The 18,955-nt window shown below is 45.7% G+C and carries 16 protein-coding genes; 12 read left to right on the forward strand and 4 right to left on the reverse strand.

The genetic code is table 11. The annotated features are described in order from the left end of the window. Window positions 1–96: 96 nt before the first annotated feature. From IRE19_RS00260 to IRE19_RS00270, 3 genes are read right to left on the reverse strand one after another with little or no spacing between them, the layout of a single operon-like run. Entirely contained in the window at window positions 97–2,676 is a 2,580-nt protein-coding gene (locus tag IRE19_RS00260) for a YfhO family protein (protein ID WP_203338886.1), read from the reverse strand. A 19-nt stretch (window positions 2,677–2,695) separates the two neighbouring features. After that, a complete protein-coding gene (locus IRE19_RS00265) occupies window positions 2,696–3,091 on the reverse strand; it encodes a GtrA family protein (RefSeq protein ID WP_203338887.1) in 396 nt (131 codons plus the stop codon). Continuing rightward, window positions 3,081–4,019 carry a glycosyltransferase family 2 protein gene (locus IRE19_RS00270; protein ID WP_191714979.1) on the reverse strand — a complete coding sequence of 313 codons (939 nt, stop codon included), beginning with the start codon at window positions 4,017–4,019 and terminating at the stop codon, window positions 3,081–3,083. Before IRE19_RS00270 ends, IRE19_RS00265 begins: the two co-directional genes overlap by 11 nt. 315 nt (window positions 4,020–4,334) lie before the next feature. On the opposite strand from IRE19_RS00270, the gene IRE19_RS00275 reads away from it, so the two are divergent. The 9 genes from IRE19_RS00275 to IRE19_RS00315 all read left to right on the forward strand — a co-directional run bounded on the left by IRE19_RS00275 (window position 4,335) and on the right by IRE19_RS00315 (window position 13,348). Continuing rightward, complete coding sequence (locus IRE19_RS00275; protein WP_146555821.1) at window positions 4,335–4,946, forward strand: TerD family protein; 612 nt, start codon at window positions 4,335–4,337, stop codon at window positions 4,944–4,946. A gap of 15 nt (window positions 4,947–4,961) precedes the next feature. Beyond that, on the forward strand, window positions 4,962–5,540 hold the full coding sequence (locus tag IRE19_RS00280; protein WP_203338888.1) for a TerD family protein: 579 nt from the start codon (window positions 4,962–4,964) through the stop codon (window positions 5,538–5,540). Window positions 5,541–5,647: 107 nt separating this feature from the next. Then, on the forward strand, window positions 5,648–6,793 hold the full coding sequence (locus tag IRE19_RS00285; protein ID WP_203338889.1) for an HpcH/HpaI aldolase/citrate lyase family protein: 1,146 nt from the start codon (window positions 5,648–5,650) through the stop codon (window positions 6,791–6,793). Beyond that, window positions 6,726–8,096 carry a phosphoribosyltransferase domain-containing protein gene (locus IRE19_RS00290; protein ID WP_203338890.1) on the forward strand — a complete coding sequence of 457 codons (1,371 nt, stop codon included), beginning with the start codon at window positions 6,726–6,728 and terminating at the stop codon, window positions 8,094–8,096. The genes IRE19_RS00285 and IRE19_RS00290 overlap by 68 nt, the downstream gene beginning before the upstream one ends. Continuing rightward, window positions 8,093–9,202, forward strand: a complete 1,110-nt coding sequence (locus IRE19_RS00295; RefSeq protein ID WP_203338891.1) for a cysteine protease StiP family protein — start codon at window positions 8,093–8,095, stop codon at window positions 9,200–9,202. The genes IRE19_RS00290 and IRE19_RS00295 overlap by 4 nt, the downstream gene beginning before the upstream one ends. Beyond that, a complete protein-coding gene (locus tag IRE19_RS00300; RefSeq protein ID WP_203338892.1) occupies window positions 9,199–10,011 on the forward strand; it encodes an HAD family hydrolase in 813 nt (270 codons plus the stop codon). Before IRE19_RS00295 ends, IRE19_RS00300 begins: the two co-directional genes overlap by 4 nt. Before the next feature lie 24 nt (window positions 10,012–10,035). Further along, the gene (locus tag IRE19_RS00305) at window positions 10,036–11,649 is read left to right on the forward strand and encodes a YceG family protein (RefSeq protein WP_203338893.1); all 1,614 of its coding nucleotides are present in this window, start codon (window positions 10,036–10,038) and stop codon (window positions 11,647–11,649) included. A gap of 20 nt (window positions 11,650–11,669) precedes the next feature. Then, window positions 11,670–12,752, forward strand: coding sequence for a toxic anion resistance protein (locus IRE19_RS00310; protein ID WP_203338894.1), 1,083 nt, complete (start codon window positions 11,670–11,672; stop codon window positions 12,750–12,752). A 17-nt stretch (window positions 12,753–12,769) separates the two neighbouring features. Next, window positions 12,770–13,348 (forward strand): TerD family protein, encoded by a 579-nt coding sequence (locus tag IRE19_RS00315; RefSeq protein WP_191714987.1) that lies wholly within the window; start codon window positions 12,770–12,772, stop codon window positions 13,346–13,348. 72 nt (window positions 13,349–13,420) lie between these two features. Here the strand turns inward: IRE19_RS00315 and IRE19_RS00320 are convergent, their stop codons facing one another. Continuing rightward, entirely contained in the window at window positions 13,421–14,653 is a 1,233-nt protein-coding gene (locus IRE19_RS00320; protein ID WP_203338895.1) for a Zn-dependent hydrolase, read from the reverse strand. A 134-nt stretch (window positions 14,654–14,787) separates the two neighbouring features. Here IRE19_RS00320 and IRE19_RS00325 point away from each other — a divergent pair, with 134 nt between their 5' ends. The 3 genes from IRE19_RS00325 to IRE19_RS00335 all read left to right on the forward strand — a co-directional run bounded on the left by IRE19_RS00325 (window position 14,788) and on the right by IRE19_RS00335 (window position 18,934). Further along, entirely contained in the window at window positions 14,788–15,957 is a 1,170-nt protein-coding gene (locus tag IRE19_RS00325; protein ID WP_203338896.1) for a M20 metallopeptidase family protein, read from the forward strand. A gap of 120 nt (window positions 15,958–16,077) precedes the next feature. Beyond that, window positions 16,078–17,607 (forward strand): AbgT family transporter, encoded by a 1,530-nt coding sequence (locus IRE19_RS00330; RefSeq protein ID WP_238943022.1) that lies wholly within the window; start codon window positions 16,078–16,080, stop codon window positions 17,605–17,607. Between the two features lie 28 nt (window positions 17,608–17,635). Continuing rightward, complete coding sequence (locus tag IRE19_RS00335) at window positions 17,636–18,934, forward strand: amidohydrolase (RefSeq protein WP_349291240.1); 1,299 nt, start codon at window positions 17,636–17,638, stop codon at window positions 18,932–18,934. The last annotated feature ends 21 nt before the right edge of the window (window positions 18,935–18,955 follow it).

Genomic DNA, 18,955 nt, shown 5'->3' on the forward strand with positions numbered 1-18,955 from the left:
AACTCCTCCTCGAAATCGTGTTATTCTACATTACACATAATGGTCGATGAATAAACGCAATTTTCTGAAATGCATTCTTTTGTAGGAGAAAAAGAGCTATTCTTTTCTTTTACGGAATACGAGCATCAGTCCAAGCAAGGCAGACACAACACTGATGATGAGTGCAGGTTTGAAGAAAGGTGGGCTGTAGCTAAATGACACTTGATTATCTCCTGATTCTAAAGGTACCGCGATAAAAGCAAAATCCGCCTTTAACACCTCTACTTTTTGGCCATTTACAGAAGCCTTCCAGCCTCGCTCATAAGGAATGGGCAACTTCAAGTACTCCTCATTTTCTGGATTGGCGTAATTCAGGCTGACATTGCTGCCGTCGATAATCAGGTTGCTGGATAAATCAGGCTGATCAGCTTGCTGCCGCAGGGTCTTATAGTCTTCGGCAGAGAGCTGGATTCCGGTTAACTCGTAATCGCCTTTCGGAAGGCGGATTTCGATTTGTTGTTCAGCAGGAATACGGATTGTGAGGTCATCTACAAATGTTTTGTAGACAGACTGGTTGGATTTTCTGGTCGTGTGATAATCATTGACAGCAAGCGGAAATCCTTTGTCTGCAGCTTTGTTTTCCAAGTGGAAGGAGACGAACAAATCGTTCACGGATTCGGGAAGAGCTTCTATGTCTATGCTTAAGCCTCCGCTTTCTTCCGTAACCTGCAGATGATTGCCGTCATAAGACCCGCCCACCGCTGTCACGTCAAAATCAGGGGAGGCGCCAGCGTCTGCTTCGAGTACCTCCGTGCCTTTTGCTTGCTCGAGAATGATACCTGTGAGCATGGCCTGTTCGCGCATCAATGGAGACATTTCCAACACTTGCTGTTCTTCATAGACTGTCGAAGTAGAGCGTGCAAATGGCAAGACATGATTGTTTTCGAAGACAGCGAAATTTTCTGTCGCATAAATTTCAGTAAAGCCGTATGGAATGTTGGCATCCCCATGCGCGCGAATGACGTATTTTCCCTGCAGCATGCTGTGCAGATTAGCACGGTTGCCAAGCGTTGCGTAACGGCTCACGCTTTCACGCCCCATGTCTATTTCAAGATCATATAAGTAAAAGTACAAGAGGTTTTTATTCAAAATACTGGAATAGGCACTCAAGCCTTGGAAGTCCTGAACAATGGGTGTGTTGTTGCGGACGCCTTCCATCCATTCAATGCGGTAAGGGCCGCCGGTTTCTTTGGCCTGCACATCATCCAGCAGTTCCTGGATCTCAGGGTCATCATAATCCGCCCCAGTCATCAGTTCTTCACCAACTTGAGCAATATCACCATCGTAAAGAATCTTCTCGACTTGGTAGGTATTTGCGAACAGCAAAGTCCATGCAAATAAGAAAGCCATCAAAAAACCTTTAAACACAGGTTTTTTGAATTGAACGTAAAGGAATAGCAGGAACATCGTGATCAGCAGGTTGATGAAAGTGAGAACCGAAACCCGCGAACCAATCGCTAATAATTCATCGCTCCAAGCATACAAGGCAAAACAGAAAGTCGCTCCAACTGCTGCAATTGCAAATCGCCGCATTGTGAATTGGTGCAAGTGGTCAAATGCAACGGCAACTGCACCACCCATCACCAGCGACAAAAAGTATTCCCAGCGGTATTGAGGAGCAGAGAAACCATTAAAAACGCTGCCGATCAAGGGACTGTGGTGCATGATAACTCCGGCGATGCCAAGGATTGCAAACAATCGGAAGGTTTTATGACGATACAGGAAACCACAAAACAGCAGCAAGACGAAAAATGCGGGCAAGACGATAAAACGGCTATTGAACAAAATATTGTCAGTTAGATCAAGCCACGGAATGTCCTGCTGAAATGGCGGGCGGTGATTGTTCAAGTAGGCATAGACGGCAGGGATGAAGGAAACAGCACTGATGCCAGCTCCAATAAGCCCTGACACGACGAAGTTCAGCAATATTTTCTTTTTGTCTCTTTCACTTTCAGTCAACGGGATGAACAGCCGGACCAGAATATAAATGGCAGCCAGCAAAAAATTGATGTAGGCAAAGTAAAAATTGTCGATCATCGAAATAGCGACTGCTGCCAAAAACCAGCCTGGCTTTTTTTCGCGGAAAATCTTTTCGGCACCGAACAATAAAATCGGCAGCCATATAAAGGCATCAGCGAAAAATTCCCAATAGGTCACATGGCGGAAATACATACCTGAAATGCCGTATAGGGAAGCACCGAGAAGTGCTGCGTATTTCGAGATTTTCATATACATAAAAAAACGTGTTGTAATGAACAAGACAGCAGCCAAGCGGATGATGCTGATAAAGACAGCGGCATTCGCCCAAAACAGCACATCCGTTGTCTGGATGATGTTGATTGTTTTTAAAATGAAGACAATGGCGACTGAAATCAGAAATACGATAGACGTGGAAAAGTAATAAGACAGTTCACTGAATGTGCCTGCTCCAAGTCCGAAATCAAACGAGTAGAAAAATTCCCCACGGGTATATTGTTCATATAGAAGATGCTTGAAAGGCATCATCTGTGAAAGACCATCGTTGATTCCCACCATAAAATGGCCGTGCGACCATTGATACAAGAAAACAGCATGCCCGATTGCTGATAAGATTAAACTGAATAATAACAGAAGAAGTGCAGGGCGTAGCTTTTGCATAGAGTCACCGTCTTTTTGGTTATTTTGGATGGACTTTATCTTTGAGAATTTTGCTTGATACCACAAAAGTTATCGGAACTGTAAACAATACGGCGGCAAAAGGCGCAATATTGCTATTCAGGTGAAGAAACTCAACGAAAATGAAAATAAGGGCTGTTGAAACGGACATATTGACAACCTGAGTCAACGGGAAGTACAGGTACTTTTTAAGCGTAGGCTTGATCCGGTAAGTCACATAACAGTTTAAGAAAAAGGAAATGTTCAAACTGATGAGAAAGCCGACAATATGGGCCAGCAGATAAGGCAGTGCAAATACATTATGGAGCACCAGGTAGATGCTGTAATAGCTTATGGTGTTGACCACACCAACAAAAATGAAGCGGGTGAACTCGGTGTTTAATGTTTTAAGGCTCATCGTATTCATCCACGTTGCTGATGTCTACAAGAAAATGCGGACGCTGTTTGGTTTCATTATAGATGCGTCCGATGTATTCGCCGATGACTCCGAGACTGATCAGCTGGATGCCTCCGAGCAAAAGAATGGCTGTAATTGTTGTAAAGTAACCGGGAGCTCCGATGCCTTCACGCAGAATGCTGTACAGTGTGAAGAAAATGTAGATGAGTGACAGGAAAAGAACGAGAAAGCCCGTATAAAAACAAACGCGCAACGGCTTCATATTGAACGAAATGATTCCATCGATGCCATAATTGACCAAACTGTTGAATGACCATTTTGAATCACCGTCAGTCCGCAGGACATTTTCATAATTGATCGTCTTTTTGCTGAGGCCGATCCAAGAAAACAGCCCTTTGGAAAAACGGTTGCTTTCACTCAATGCCAAAATCGCATTAATGGCTTTGCGGCTTAATAATCGGAAATCGCCTTCGCCATCCTGCAAGTCGACGTCGGTGATTGAGTTGATCAGTTTGTAGTACAGTGAAGAAAACAGGGAGCGGATTTTGGAATCGCCGGTGCGTGAGCGCCTTGCCACAACTTGATTGAATCCTTCTTCGTAACCTTTGACCATTTCACCGATAAGAGTAGGCGGATGCTGCAAGTCGCTGTCCATGACAATGGCAGCATCGCCTTTGATGCGTTTCAAACCGGCGAGCATGGCGGACTCTTTTCCAAAATTCCGCGTCAGCGAAATATATTTAACGGTGTCATGCACTGCTGCCAATTTTAAAATTTCCTGCAATGTACCGTCACTGCTGCCATCATTGATGAACATAATTTCATAACGATATGGAAGCTCCTCAAGTTCCTTCACCAATTTGGCATACATGGAAGCGATATTGGCTTCTTCGTTAAATGCCGGAATTACAATGGAGATAAGCTTCATGTTTAATTCCCCTTTCAAACTGCTTCTGAAAAGTCTTCTTTAGTTTTATTACCCGGGCCATTTAATAAGTATGCCTGACGAAAATGAAACTTCCTGGCCCTCGATACGTATTAGTATACGTCAGGTGTTTTGAGAAAACATTTGTCTGAAAATTCAGCGTCCCTTCACTGATGTCTAAAAGACTTGAAGCAATTGGATCTACAGCGCTGGAGACTTGGCGTTGGAATCGAATGATAGTCTTTATTCGTTGAATTTTACTTGTTGGACCGATACCATTAAAATAGAATACATACTGATGAATGGAGAGTGTTAAGAATGGCGATCAATCTCGTAAAAGGTCAGAAAATCGATTTAACAAAAGGACGTTCATCGCTTTCAAGCATCATGGTAGGCCTTGGCTGGGATCCTGTTGCGACTAAAAAAAGCGGCGGATTTTTAAGCGGCCTATTAGGCGGCGGAGGCGGAGCTGATGTTGACTGTGACGCATCCGTATTGCTGCTGGATGAAAACGGCAAGCTGACTGCTAAAGAAAACCTGATTTATTTCGGGAACAAGAAAAGCAAAGACGGCAGTGTTGTCCATTCCGGTGATAATTTGACCGGTGAAGGCGAAGGCGACGACGAAGTGATCAACATCGACTTGAAGCGTATTTCGCCTTCTATTCATCGCTTGGTTTTTGTCGTTAATATTTACAATGCAAAACAGAAAAAACAGGATTTCGGCATGATTGAAAATGCTTTTATCCGCCTGGTCGACAACCAGTCGAAAGAAGAGCTGGTTCATTACAACCTTACTGATAATTATGCAGGCAAGATGTCGCTGATTACAGGAGAATTATACCGCCAAGGTGCAGAATGGAAATTTTCAGCGATAGGCGAAGGTGCTTCAGAACCCGATATTGGATCAATTGCAAACAAATATTCTTGAGGAGTGAAATGACGAATGGCTATTAACTTATCAAAAGGGCAAAAAGTAGATTTGACGAAAAGTAACCCAGGTCTGTCTAAAGTGATCGTAGGACTAGGCTGGGATACCAATAAATATGATGGAGGACAGGATTTCGACTTGGACTCATCGGTCTTTCTGTTGAACAGTGAAGGGAAAACGGCTTCAGAAGCCGACTTTATCTTCTACAACAATACAATAGGAGCCGGCGGGGCAGTGGAACACACTGGAGATAACAAAACCGGAGAAGGCGAAGGAGACGACGAACAGGTTAACGTCAACCTTTCAGCTATTCCGGCATCAATCGAAAAAGCGACCTTCACCATTACCATCCATGACGCTGAAACACGCGGGCAGAACTTTGGCCAGGTCAGCAACTCATATGTCCGTATCATCAATGGAGACACAAACGAAGAACTGATCCGCTATGATCTGGGAGAAGATTTTTCAATTGAAACAGCAGTCGTGGTCGGTGAACTTTACCGTCACGGTGGAGAGTGGAAATTCAACGCCATTGGCAGCGGTTATCAAGGCGGCTTAGAGTCTCTTGTTAAGGACTTTGGCTTAAACAGCTGAGGAAACGATGGAAAAGCAAGGAGACTTTCTCCTTGCTTTTTCTCCATTCATATATGAAATGATAATTTGAAAGGGCTATAGTCAGCCGCATGCCGGGAGGATCACACATGAGACATTTTAACATATTGACCGATTCTGATTTAAAGACCTTTTTTAAATATTCCCCGGCAGAATTCAACCGTGATACGGAACGGGAAACCCTAGGATTGGCATTGGGCGCAGCGCTTTACACACCGGGATCCAGGGTGGATTTTGCCCAAAAGATTTTAAGCGGAAATTACAGCACAGGAACATTTGCAGGCTTGACGACATTGATCATCTGTCTGGAAGATGCAGTTGCCGATTCGGAACTGGGACAGGCAGAAGCGAATGTTATCGAAGAGCTGAAAAAGCTGGGATCTGCCAAAACTGAGCAATTGGCCGCCGGACCGGTACTTTTTTTGCGTGTCCGGACCCCTGAACAATTGGATATGCTGATTGACCAGGCGGGAGATGCATTGAATGTATTAACGGGGATTGTGTTTCCAAAATGTCTTCCGACCACCTTGCCGCTGTTTTTCGAGGCATTGGATCGTGCTAGCGAAAGAGCCGGCAGAAAACTCTATGCACTGCCTTTACTTGAAACCAAAGAAGTGCTGTACAGTGAACTCCGGGAACAGACATTAGCAGAGCTGCATCAAATTATGCAGTCGGAAGCTGACCGGATTTTGACTGTTCGGGTAGGAGCGACTGATTTTTCCAGTTTATACGGACTGCGGCGTCCGGCAGAACGAACAATTTACGATGTCCACATCATCCGTGATTGCCTGACGGCCATTTTGAACCGTTTTGGCCGCGCAGAAGATGGTTTTACGGTTTCGGGTCCTGTGTACGAACACTTTTCCGGCGGAGAACGCCTTTGGCTTTCCTCTAAGCCCGAAGCGACGCTGTGGGAGGAAGTCCAACTGGATATACTAAATGGGTTTAAAGGGAAAACCTGCATCCACCCATCGCAGATTTCCATTGTCAATGCAGGGTATATCGTCTCGCTCGAAGCTTATGATGATGCTAAAGTGATTCTAAATGAAAGTGCCAAGCGCAACGGTGTTCTGCAAAGTCCAAAACGCAATAAAATGAACGAAGTAAAACCGCATTTGAGCTGGGCAAGGAAAATTGCCGCTCAAGCGGAAGTCTATGGGGTGCTGAATGAAAACTATCAACCAATCGACGTCCTCAACCATATCCGGGCAAAGCAATTATCAAATCAATACTAAGTTGTGGGACAATCTGGATATCAATATTTCCATAAAGAACGCTTATCCCGGCCTGTCACCGGAATCGCTTTTTTCTGTGGCGCTGCGTGTCAATAAAAAACGTCAATTTTTGTTCGTCAGCAAGCTGATTGCCAAGCATTTGGCTGTCCATCCTTCTTTGGCTCTTGGGACAGGCACTTTACTGGCGTCGCTGTTGGTGGAAGAAATGGGGCTCGAAAGCTTTCCTGATACGGAAGCTCTTGTGAAAATGATTGAAACTGGAGCGGCTGACCGTGAAACGACTCTCACATCGCTCCAATTTAAAGAAATCCTGCCGAAGAAAACTGTGTTTATTGGCATGGCTGAAACGGCGACGGGCCTTGGCCATTCGGTTTTTCAGCATTTTGACGAGGCTGCCTATATTCATACGACACGCGAAGAAATTATCGGCATGACCCCATCTTTTGTCTTTGAAGAAGAACATTCCCACGCAACATCCCATAAAGTGTACGCGCCGTCCGGTATGCTTGAAGACGCCGATACTATCGTCCTGATTGATGATGAAATCTCAACAGGCAATACCTTATTGAATCTGGTTTGTGCACTTGACGATCAGTTTCCTGGGAAAAACTATGCTTCTCTTTCGATTCTCGATTGGCGAAATGACAGCCAAAAAGAGAAAATGGAAAAAATGGCTGCCGACCGGAAAATCAACCTGACTGTTTTGTCGTTGATGGCAGGCCATTTCGAATTGGTCCACAGTTCGGCTCCAGAAGAACCTGAACAGTCTGTTTTAACCGGAGGAGGTTCCAGGATTCCGGATATCGAATTGGCTGGAGAAAGGCTCTCTGTCGGTTCAAAGGCTGGACAGCATTACATCCCGTATACAGGCCGTTTCGGCATCAGCAGCCAACAGCAGGATGAAATCGGTGCTTGGGCTGAAGCCGCTGCAAAACAGCTCAAATCCACGAGCCAGCAGGCATTGGTTATCGGTATAGGTGAAAATATGTACCTGCCTTTGCGTTTCGCGTTGGCGCTGGGCGGCAATCCACTTGTCCAAACGACGACCCGCAGTCCGATTTTTGCTTCTGAGACAGCTGGCTATCCGATCAAGGAAAAAGCAAAATTCGAGTTGCCGGATGCTGAGGAAACAAGCCAATTCATCTATAATTTGAATAAATTGGATATTGACCGAATTTACTTGTTGGCTGAATCTGTCGTCGAACAATCCGAATGGCAGCCGCTGCTCACATATCTGGAGAAAAAAGCGCCAGTGGAATGGATATCCCTGACAACCACCAAAAGGAGTGACGGAGTCGAATGATAACAACCGGTCTAGTGAAAACGAGTTACCCGAAAGAAGATATCACGTTCCTGTTGAAAGACGTAAGTGAGGAATTTGTCGAAAGTACCTTGGAGGAACGGGAAAAAGCCGTTCAAACAGGAGCCCATTATGCAGAACGGCTGCCGATGGAATATCGCCCATCTGATGAGTATACGGATCTTTACCATGAAACCGTCGTCAAGACCAAAAAGCAATTGGCTTATCTGGTAGGGCTGGTGACACGCCGTATCTTTATGAATGCCGGAACGGATGATGTTGTCCTTGTGTCATTAGCGCGTGCTGGCAGTCCAATCGGGATCTTAATCCGCCGTTATGCCCAGCAAATGATGGGAATGGACTGGCCGCATTACAGCGTATCGATTTTACGTGATAAAGGCATCGATGAAAAAGCGATCAATACGATTCGCGCTGCCCATCCGAACAGCCGCATCCAATTTGTGGATGGCTGGACAGGAAAAGGCGCTATCCAAAAAGAGTTGACGAAATCGGTCAACAGACTCAATGAAGAAAAAGACATGAAACTGCACGATGACATGGCTGTATTGGCAGACCCGGGAGCATGTGCCGTATTGTTCGGGACACGTGAAGACTTCCTTATTCCAAGTGCTTGTTTGAATGCGACCGTCTCAGGCTTGGTAAGCCGCACCATCCTTAACGAGCTTTACATCGGTGAAGACGATTTCCACGGTGCCAAGTTCTACGGGGAGTTGCTGGGAGAAGATTTGTCGAATGATTTTGTCGATCAAATCACAGAATGCTTTGCCGAAACGCGCGGCCAGGTCGAAACGGATGCTGTTTCTTCGCCGGTGACTGCGGAAAGAACCTGGCAGGGCATGAAAGAAGTCGAAGCGATCGGCCAAGAAATGTACAGCGAAACCGACTATCATCTGATTAAACCGGGAGTCGGTGAAACGACACGTGTGCTGCTGCGCAGAAGCCCATGGAAGGTATTGGTCAACAGCCTTGATAACCCCGACGTCCATCATATCCTCATGTTGGCAAAAGAAAAAGAAGTGCCGGTGGAAGTCGTTCCTGACTTATTTTATCGTGCCATCGGCTTGATCCGATCAGGTAAAGAAATATGACGGTATTATTCGCCAGTGACTTGGATCAAACTTTAATCTATTCCCGCAATTCGATGGGGATGGATGTGTCAGAAGAAGAATTGGTGGAAGTGGAGCGTTATGAAGGCCAACCTTTGTCTTACATGACGAAAAAAAGTCAGTCGGAGTTATGGAAAATCAATGATTCCGCTTTCTTCTTGCCGGTGACCACACGCACGCAGGCTCAATACGAGCGGGTGACGGGAATTTTTGAAGGCAAGGCTCCGCGCTTTGCCGTCATTTCAAATGGTGCCGTCATTTTGGAAAATGGCCAGCCGATCAAAGAATGGTCGGATGGGATTCGTCAGCAATGCGTCAGCCGAAAAACCATCATTACGGAATTGTTGCCGGAAATCGAACGCCATTTTTCAGAAGACTGGGTATTGAAAGTACGGGAAGCGGACGATTGGTTCGTTTATCTGATTGTGGACCGGGCCCGTTTCCCGGAAGACAAGTTGGATTTCTATACCGAGACGTTCAAAAAACTTGGATGGGGAATGTCACTCCAAGGCAGAAAACTTTATTTCATGCCGGAAAGCATCACGAAAGCAGGCGCCATGAAGTATATCAAAAAACGTCTGGAAGCAAGCTATGTCATTGCTGCTGGTGATTCGCTGCTGGATCTTGATCTATTGGAAAGTGCCGATTATAGTATGCTCGCTTCCCATGGCGAAGCGGTGAGAAGTGCGGTGCCCGTATCCGGACATGTTCATAAAACGGAAAAACACGGCATTAAAGCAGGAGAAGAAATTTTGGCCCGTGTTGCCGAAATTTCATTGCAGCGCAAGTAAGCAACAAAGCAAGGAGAGATTCCGATGGTTCAATTGCATCCGATCCCCGCAAAAACCTGGGATCCAGAAAAAATTGGGGAATGGCTGAAAAAACCGATTGTGGATCACAGTGAGACAAAAATTGAAGAAGACCAGATTACGTATCCGCAGCTGCTTGGACAGGTTACAGGGATGCTCCTTGATGCCGATGAATATTTTGCAGCCATCTATGATGTCATCGAAGCATCAGAAGGACGGCTGATCCGGCTTTCCGATAAAATGGACAAGCATATTGAACAGGACCGGCTGCGGACTTTGCAGGATTTGTTTGAAATGAATAAAAAAGAAAAAGGCCTGTCGCCAAACCGCATGGTGGCATTTCTTGACGGCAAAGGGCTGCTGCCAAGATTGAAAGATCCAGGCCTTAACAGAAGGCTGCGCATTGTACTGATTGATATCCTGAAAGCGTTTCAAGAGCAGTCCAGTGGAAATACGACCCATTCTTCCTTCCGCCGCGTAACGACTGATTTGGTCAAATGGATGTTCAACCATATAGAGCCTGAAATTGAAAAGCTGGATCTGGAAAAAGGATTGCCGGGCTTTCTATGGTACGGCAGTGCTTCGGAAAGTGAAACCTGGTTCTTGAAGCTGTCAGCCGCTTATGGCTTCCATGTCATCGTCTATGATCCAAAAGGAGAAGGGTGGTTGGAGCAGGCACTTGGAAAAGAAGGGCTGCACAGCCATAGCTTCCAGGTAAATGCCGAGTCGCTCCTCCCATTCCCGGAAGAAAAGCCGAAGCGTGTCGGGACAGTGGCTTATCGGGCTACTCAGGAAGTGGACCGGCTATTGCATCATGATGATTCTGGACTTTATAAGCCATTCCAATTCAAATCTTACCGGACGCATTCAGTTCGCCTGAAAACGACGATGGATGAAGCTTTCATGCTTGCCAAAGAACGCGCGATGGTTCGCCCCTCGTTTTCAGTAGCGAGCGGAAGCGTCAACATTCCCGTAGTTTTCTCGAAAATGATGGGCATCGAAAAAGACCGAAAGCGCTTCTGGGATAATGTCCATAACCTGACCGAGCGGGAAGATACGAAGCTGGTCCGCAGCTTTCCGTTTATAGAAGAGCGAAAAGGCAACCAGCAATTCCATTACCGGGCTGCGCTTGGAAGAGACGGGCGCCTCGACCCTGAAAAAATGAAAGCCGCCCATTGGTGGAAATACAATAAATTGCCGGATGGGGTACAGACGGCAATCGCAGCGGCAATTGCAAGACATGTAGAGAAACCGATTCTGCTGCCTCAAAACGGCGAATCGTTTGAAGACTTGCAGCTCTATGCTTTTTCTCAATCGATGTCGTTGCCGGATTCGGTGATTCAACTGATCCAGTTATTCGATTATCCGCAATTCGTACCGACTCTGTTGTTCTACAATGAAGAAAAAGATGGCGAGTTGAGTCGTGCAGACGCAAATGCGATTGCCTTGATCCACATATTCGGCCTTGATGTCATCATCATCAATCCACAAGGGCATCAAGACATTGAACGATGGGTCGACCCGGAATCGTTCGATACCCATTGGCTGGATGAGCGGAGCTTCAACGAGCCTTACCGTGAACCTTCAGTCGTGAAAAAAATATTCAAAAAATGGCTATAGCCAAAAAGGAGTGAAATGGGATGACCAATATGCCAGATCAAATCGAACAGCAAGAATTGGTGATGAAAGATGAAAACCAGCTTAAAGTTCAATTGAAGAAAGATCCAGAAGTCCTTCAATTGGCTTCGAAGATCGATCCGAAAAACCAAATCGCTTTATTGGAATTCGGCCGTGAGCCTGCCAATGAAATTTCTGCTTTTACAGGAAAAGTGTTGAATTCCGTACAGTCAAACAGCATGGAAGAATCCAGTGAATTGCTGAAGCAACTTGGTAAGATCATGGACAAGTTCGACAAAAAAGATTTTGTTGAAAAGAAAGGCTTCCTCAATAAGATCTTCAATAAAGGCAATAAAGTGATTGAGCAGCTGTTCAATAAATACCAGACGATGGGTACGGAAATCGATAAAGTATATGTTGAAATCACCAAGTATGAAGGCGAAATGAAAAAATCGACGACCACTTTGGAAGAGCTGTATAACCAGAACTTCAACTATTTTATGGAGTTGGAGAAATACATTGCGGCCGGCGACATCAAAGTCGAAGAACTGAAAGCCCAGGAACCGGCTGTCCGTGCAAAAGCGGAATCTGGTGACCAAATGGCTCTCATGGAATTGAACTCTCTGCAAAATGCCATCGAACTTCTGGAACAGCGCGTCTACGATCTTGAAATGGCGAAACAGGTTTCCTATCAATCAGCGCCTCAAATCCGCATGCTTCAGCGTGGGAATACAAAGTTGATCGGGAAAATCAACTCAGCTTTTGTGACGACCATTCCGATATTCAAAACAGGCTTGATCAATGCCATTGCAGCCAAACGGCAAAATCTGGTAGCTGAATCGATGAGCGAGCTGGATCGCCGCACCAATGAAATGCTGTTAAATAACGCTAATGACATTTCACGCCAAAGCGTAGACATTGCCAGAATGTCTGGACAGCCAAGCATCAAGATTGAAACCATTGAACAGACATGGGAGACTATTATGCAGGGGATGAACGATACGCGGGAGATTGAACAGGAAAATCGCAAAATGCGTGAAGAAGGACGTCTCCGCATCGAAGAACTGCAGAAAAAGTACGAAGACACACAACGTAAAGCTAAATAATCGGAGGAGGAAACAATATGTCAACAATCAACCTTTCAAAAGGGCAGAAAATCGACTTAACGAAAACAAATCCTGGGCTTACTAAGGTGGTCGTCGGTTTAGGCTGGGACACCAATAAATACAGCGGCGGCGGAGACTTCGACTTGGACGCTTCAATTTTCCTTGTAGGGGAAAACGGTAAATCACGCGGACCGGAAGATTTCGTCTTCTACAACAACCTTGAAGGCGGCAATGGTTCGGTTGTCCATACAGGCGATAACCTGACAGGAGAAGGCGAAGGCGATGACGAGCAAGTAATCGTTGATTTGCCGAACGTACCTGCAGACATCCATAAAGTGGTGTTTACAGTGACGATCCATGAAGCAGACAGCCGCGGACAAAACTTTGGCCAGGTGTCGAATGCCTTTATCCGTATCGTCAACGAAAGTTCAAACGAAGAATTGATCCGCTATGACTTGGGAGAAGACTTTTCGATTGAAACAGCTTTAGTGGTCGGTGAATTATACCGCCACGGAGGCGAATGGAAGTTCAACGCAATCGGCAGCGGTTACCAAGGCGGCCTTGCCTCATTGGTAAATGATTTTGGCTTAGGTTGATTTAAAAAACGTTTATCAGTTCAATGAACTGATAAACGTTTTTTTTGCAGGAAACTATTGATTACTGAACTTTTATAAGGTTTGATCGGCTTTCAGCAAAGCGTTCAAGAGGACATTTGCGCTTTTCTCGATGTCTTCGGGAAGGCTAAATTCCTGTGGACTGTGGCTGATTCCGTTTATGCTTTTAACGAAGACCATGACAGACTTGGTCATTGCCGCCAAATTCATAGCATCATGTCCTGCCATGCTTGGCAACACGGCATAAGGAATCCCCATTTCCGTCGCGGCTTCTTCTAAAAAGTTGATAAGTTCTTTGTCGAAGTCGCATTCCTGCATATTGTAGCTGTTTACAATAGTCAGATTGACCTCATGTTTTTCTTGAATTGAATGAAACGAGTCATGGATGCGCCGGATTAACGCATCGCGTTCCGTTTTATCGGCAGAGCGCACTTCCAACGTGAAGTCCACACGTCCTGGAATAATATTAGCGGCGTTCGGAAAGACTTCAAATTTTCCTATTGTGGCGACTGTATCGCTGTCGAGAGCAATCGCCAGCTTCTGTACTTCTGCCACCATTTCACCAGCAGCCACAAGTGCATCTTTCCGGTTTTTCATGACGGTGGTGCCGGAATGATTCTGCTGTCCTTCAACTGTAACTAGGTCGCGGTAGATTCCGACAATACTATCGACGATCCCGACGGATAAATTTTGGTTTTCCAACTTGCTGCCTTGTTCGATATGCAATTCGAAATAGGCGGCCATTGCATTCTGTTGGCCGGCATCGATCTTGGAAAGGTCGCCGCCGGCTTTTTTGACTGCGGCCTCCAAGGTTGTTCCTGTTTTATCCGATGCACCCCGCAATTCTTCAGCGTGGAGCCTTCTGCTCAAAGTGCGGCTTCCCATAGTTGAAAAATTAAATTCATTGGCTTCTTCAGCGGTAAAGGAGACGATTTGCAGTGGATGAGCCAATGTGACTTCGTATTCTCTTAAAGTCTCTATAATTTCCTTGGCGACCAAAACGCCAAGAGCTCCGTCGTATTTTCCGCCATTTGGGACAGTGTCCAAATGGGAGCCCATTACTATCGGCTTTTCTTTCTCACCGGTCCCGGGCAAAGTTCCCCAAATATTAGCGATGGCGTCCACCGTGACGGTCATGCCCAAATCCTTGAGTTCCTGAATGAAAAGATTCCGTACTTGATAATCAGCTTTTGAAAAACTGGGCCGAGTTACCCCACAGCCTTCGACTTGTCCATAAGTAGCGTAAGACTCGATGGCTGACATCAATCGGTTTATATTAATTTTCATTGATACTCATCCTTTCATCTGAGCTTATCCACCAATAGTATCACAGTAATCATTAAATTCAGAATATTGTTCAAAGCTTTTTTCAACTGTGCTATTCTCAAAATGAGTCAATAAAACAGAGAGGATGAAAAGCGATGGCATTAATCGACCAAGTAAAGGAAATCAGAAGAGCTCTGCATCAAAACCCGGAACTGGGTGGAGAAGAATGGGAAACTTCTAAGCGGATACAAGAAGAGCTGCAAAAGGCAGGAATTCCTTTTAAAACCGGTTTTGCAAAAACGGGTGTACTGGGCATTATCGAAGGCAACGAAGAAGGTGGAACTGTGGCCTTGCGTGCGGATATTGATGCACTGCCGATTCTGGAGAAAACCGCTGTTGAATTTAAATCGAAAGTGGATGGCAAGATGCATGCTTGCGGTCATGATGCGCATACGTCAATGCTCTTAGGAACAGCCTTTAAGCTGCAAAAAATGAAGGAGCAGCTGCCTGGTCGCGTGCTGCTCGTTTTTCAGCCGAATGAAGAGTCATCGCCCATCGGTGGGGCAAGGCCGATGATGGAAGATGGCGTTTTTGATGAATTTCAGCCAGACGTCATTTTTGGCCAACACGTATGGCCAGATTTAGCTGTCGGACAGATTGGAGTGCGCGAAAAGGAAATGATGGGCGCCTCTGATAAGTTATCTTTCACAATCAAAGGCGCGGGAGGGCATGCCAGCATGCCGCATCAGGGAAAAGATGCAATAGTAGTGACTGCCGAATTCATCTCGGCTCTTCAATCTGTTGTCAGCCGAAATGTGAATCCATTGGAATCTGCTGTGATCACCATCGGGACAATCGAAGGGGGCTATCGCTATAACGTCATAGCTGATCAGGTCATGCTGAAAGGAACTGTTCGTACCTACAGCAAAAAAGCTAAAGATACCGTAAAACGGCGTCTGGAAAATTTAGTGAAAGGTTTTGAGATTGCTTATGAAGTGAAAATTGATTTTGACTATGCAGAGGGTTATGGAGCTACCATAAACACTCCTGAATGGTCAGAGTTAGTGCGTGAAAGTGCTAGTGGTCTACTAGGAGAAGACGCTTTACCGGAAGTCGATCCATCTATGGCAGGTGAGGATTTTTCCCGTTTCCTGGAGAAAATCCCCGGTGCATTCTATTGGCTGGGATGTTCGAAAGCAGGAGAAGAATCGCCTAAACCTTTGCACGATCCGGAATTTTTCTTTGACGAATCTGCTTTAGAAGTTGGAATCGAAACGATGACAAAAGTGACAGTAGATGCTTTGAATAAGCTAAAAGGCGAATAGAGTAAAACACCTAAAGCACAATATGATATGTGTTTTATTGTCAGAATTCCTTGATTATTCACAGTGTGTTTGACTATAATATTTTAAAAGTTAAGATTTCAGGGGATGAGGAGGCGTATTATGAAAAAGCCGGAACAGAATGGGGAACAGAAGGGAATCTTTATCCGTTTTCTAAATGCTATTGAAAAGCTGGGGAATAAGCTGCCCGATCCATTTATGATTTTTGTATACTTAGCGATCGCTGTAATTATTGCGTCATTTATCTTCAGTTTATTTGATGCTTCAGTTGTCCATCCAGGAACCGGGGAGACCCTGGCGATCCAAAACTTATTATCCGGATTAGGGCTTCAGTATATAGTGACTTCTATGCTGGAGAATTTTACAGGGTTTGCGCCATTGGGAACTGTGTTGGCGATTATGCTTGGAATTGGGTTGGCGGAAAAAGTAGGATTGCTGGAAATCGTCATTCGAAAAACCATTCTAAAAGCGCCGCCGGCTTTGGTGACTTACGCCATTGCATTTGTTGGAATCATGGGGAATATAGCTTCTGATGCAGCTCAAATTTTAATTCCACCTTTGGCGGCAATGGTCTTCTACAAAATCGGCCGTCATCCTCTTGCCGGACTTGCTGTCGGATTTGCAAGTGCTGGAGCTGGGTTTACCGCAAACTTGCTGATTGTAGGGACGGATGCATTGCTATCAGGGATTTCAACAGAAGCCGCTGCCATCCTTAATGATCAAATCATCGTCACACCTGCAGACAACTGGTACTTCAATATCGTTTCCGTTTTCGTACTGACAGTTGTTGCAGCTTTAGTGACAGAAAAAATTATAGAACCGAAACTCGGTAAATACGAAGGCGATAAAATAATTGATGTCAGTGCTGAAGAAAATCCGAAAGCGAATAAGGGATTGCGCAATGCTGGATTAGCTGCGTTTGCATATATTGTGCTTATAGTCGTGTTGATTGCTTGGCCAGATTCAACTTTACGCAATGAAGAAGGCGGATTGATTCCGTCCCCATTCCTAACCGGGATTGTCCCGTTTATTCTAGGGCTGTTTTTAGTGTTGGGGGTTGCTTATGGCAAAACGACGGGTGTCATAAAAACCTCGCGTGATGCAGTCAGTTTTATGGGTGAATCCATTAAAGACATGTCAGGGTTCATTGTACTGATTTTTGCGGCGTCCCAGTTTATCGCTTACTTTACGTGGACGAATATTGGAACATGGGTCGCAGTAAATGGAGCTGAACTATTGACGCAAATCAATTTTACTGGAATCTATCTGATTATCGGATATATCCTTTTCACGTCGATGCTGAATTTCCTGATTTCTTCGGGATCTGCTAAGTGGGCGTTGGAAGCGCCGGTCTTTGTTCCGTTATTTATGCAGCTCGGCTATCATCCGGCATTTACCCAGATGGCTTACCGGATCGGGGATTCTTCCACAAATATCGTGACACCTTTAAATCCATATTTTATTGTGGTCTTGTCATTTGTTAGGGAATACGACAAAAAAGCCGGAATGGGAACCTTAATTTCTTTGATGATTCCCTATACTCTATCTTTTCTTGTTGTTTGGATTATCATGTTCCTGATTTTCTTCTTTACAGGACTGCAATATGGACCTGGAATCACCCCTTATCTATAAAAAGATATCAACTTGAGGAGGACCACAAGTGACAGAAAAATTAATCGACGAGCGGCTTCAACAGGAAATGGTCAAGTGGCGCCGCGATTTGCATAAGCATGCAGAATCCGGGTTTTTGGAAATGCGCACAGCTTCACTTGTTGCCAGCCGTTTAGCAGGGCTGGGGTATCAGTTGCAGATGGCCGGAGATGTCATGAAGGCGGATCAGCGGATGGGTGTGCCAAACCAGGAAATGCTGGATGCGCATTACAAATGGGCAGAGCAGAATGGAGCTGACCTGGAATGGCTGCCGAACTTCAAGGACGGGATGACCGGAATAGTCGCTCTCCTTGAAACCGGAAAGCCGGGGCCCGTTTTGGGCTATCGTTTTGACATGGACGCACTGGATATTCAAGAGGAACTGGCGGAAGGGCATATTCCATTCGACCAGGGCTTCCAATCGGTCAATGCAGACAAGATGCATGCCTGTGCGCATGATGGCCATACGTCAATTGGGCTTGGATTTGCTGAAACCTTGATGGACAATAAAGAAAAGCTGGCAGGAACGATCAAACTGATTTTTCAGCCGGCAGAAGAGGGGACGCGAGGAGCGAAATCACTGGTAGCGGCAGGGGCCATTGACGACGTCGACGTCTTCATCGCCATGCATCTTGGGACGGGTGTGCCGACAGGTGAGTTTGTAGCAGGCAATGCTGGTTTTTTGGCTACTACCAAAATCGATGTGGAGTTTAAAGGAATGGCTTCCCATGCCGGAGGCAAGCCGGAAGAAGGGCGCAACGCATTAATGGCTGCCTCTTCTGCGGTCCTCGGACTGCACGGAATCCCTCGTCATTCTGCTGGAGCTTCCCGAATCAATGTCGGTGTGCTGAATGCCGGATCTGGACGCAATATCATCCCGGCATCAGCGCGTATGAAAATTGAGACCCGCGGGGAAACCTCAGAAATTAATGACTACATCCGGACTCAGGCATTCGCAGTTCTCGAGGGAGCTGCAGCCATGTATGGAGTCGAAGTCACTACAGAAGTGGTGGGTGAAGCCAAAAGCAGCATTCCGAGCAAAGAACTGGTTGAAGCTTTGCATGAAATTGCCCAGAGCTCACCTTACTTCACTAAAACGATCGATTGGTCCACCGATTCGGCTGGGTCTGAAGATGCCACTTATTACATGGAACACGTAAAAGCGCATGGAGGATTAGCGACGTATTGCATCGTCGGCAGTGATTTGGCAGCAGGGCATCATAATGAACGGTTTGATTTTGATGAAACTTCGATGCTTGCAGCCGTAGACGTATTGTATCGTTCGGTACTGAAGTTAAGCAATCCATAGAAAAAGACGAGAGAAACTCTC

Source organism: Planococcus beijingensis, from assembly GCF_016820615.1.
Classification (GTDB): domain Bacteria; phylum Bacillota; class Bacilli; order Bacillales_A; family Planococcaceae; genus Planococcus; species Planococcus notacanthi.

Bases quoted from the DNA above. Each gene is read 5' to 3' on its own strand.
- IRE19_RS00260 (WP_203338886.1), bottom strand. From the start codon at position 2,676: ATGCAAAAGCTACGCCCTGCACTTCTTCTGTTATTATTCAGTTTAATC.
- IRE19_RS00265 (WP_203338887.1), bottom strand. From the start codon at position 3,091: ATGAGCCTTAAAACATTAAACACCGAGTTCACCCGCTTCATTTTTGTT.
- IRE19_RS00270 (WP_191714979.1), bottom strand. From the start codon at position 4,019: ATGAAGCTTATCTCCATTGTAATTCCGGCATTTAACGAAGAAGCCAAT.
- IRE19_RS00275 (WP_146555821.1), top strand. From the start codon at position 4,335: ATGGCGATCAATCTCGTAAAAGGTCAGAAAATCGATTTAACAAAAGGA.
- IRE19_RS00280 (WP_203338888.1), top strand. From the start codon at position 4,962: ATGGCTATTAACTTATCAAAAGGGCAAAAAGTAGATTTGACGAAAAGT.
- IRE19_RS00285 (WP_203338889.1), top strand. From the start codon at position 5,648: ATGAGACATTTTAACATATTGACCGATTCTGATTTAAAGACCTTTTTT.
- IRE19_RS00290 (WP_203338890.1), top strand. From the start codon at position 6,726: ATGAAAACTATCAACCAATCGACGTCCTCAACCATATCCGGGCAAAGC.
- IRE19_RS00295 (WP_203338891.1), top strand. From the start codon at position 8,093: ATGATAACAACCGGTCTAGTGAAAACGAGTTACCCGAAAGAAGATATC.
- IRE19_RS00300 (WP_203338892.1), top strand. From the start codon at position 9,199: ATGACGGTATTATTCGCCAGTGACTTGGATCAAACTTTAATCTATTCC.
- IRE19_RS00305 (WP_203338893.1), top strand. From the start codon at position 10,036: ATGGTTCAATTGCATCCGATCCCCGCAAAAACCTGGGATCCAGAAAAA.
- IRE19_RS00310 (WP_203338894.1), top strand. From the start codon at position 11,670: ATGACCAATATGCCAGATCAAATCGAACAGCAAGAATTGGTGATGAAA.
- IRE19_RS00315 (WP_191714987.1), top strand. From the start codon at position 12,770: ATGTCAACAATCAACCTTTCAAAAGGGCAGAAAATCGACTTAACGAAA.
- IRE19_RS00320 (WP_203338895.1), bottom strand. From the start codon at position 14,653: ATGAAAATTAATATAAACCGATTGATGTCAGCCATCGAGTCTTACGCT.
- IRE19_RS00325 (WP_203338896.1), top strand. From the start codon at position 14,788: ATGGCATTAATCGACCAAGTAAAGGAAATCAGAAGAGCTCTGCATCAA.
- IRE19_RS00330 (WP_238943022.1), top strand. From the start codon at position 16,078: ATGAAAAAGCCGGAACAGAATGGGGAACAGAAGGGAATCTTTATCCGT.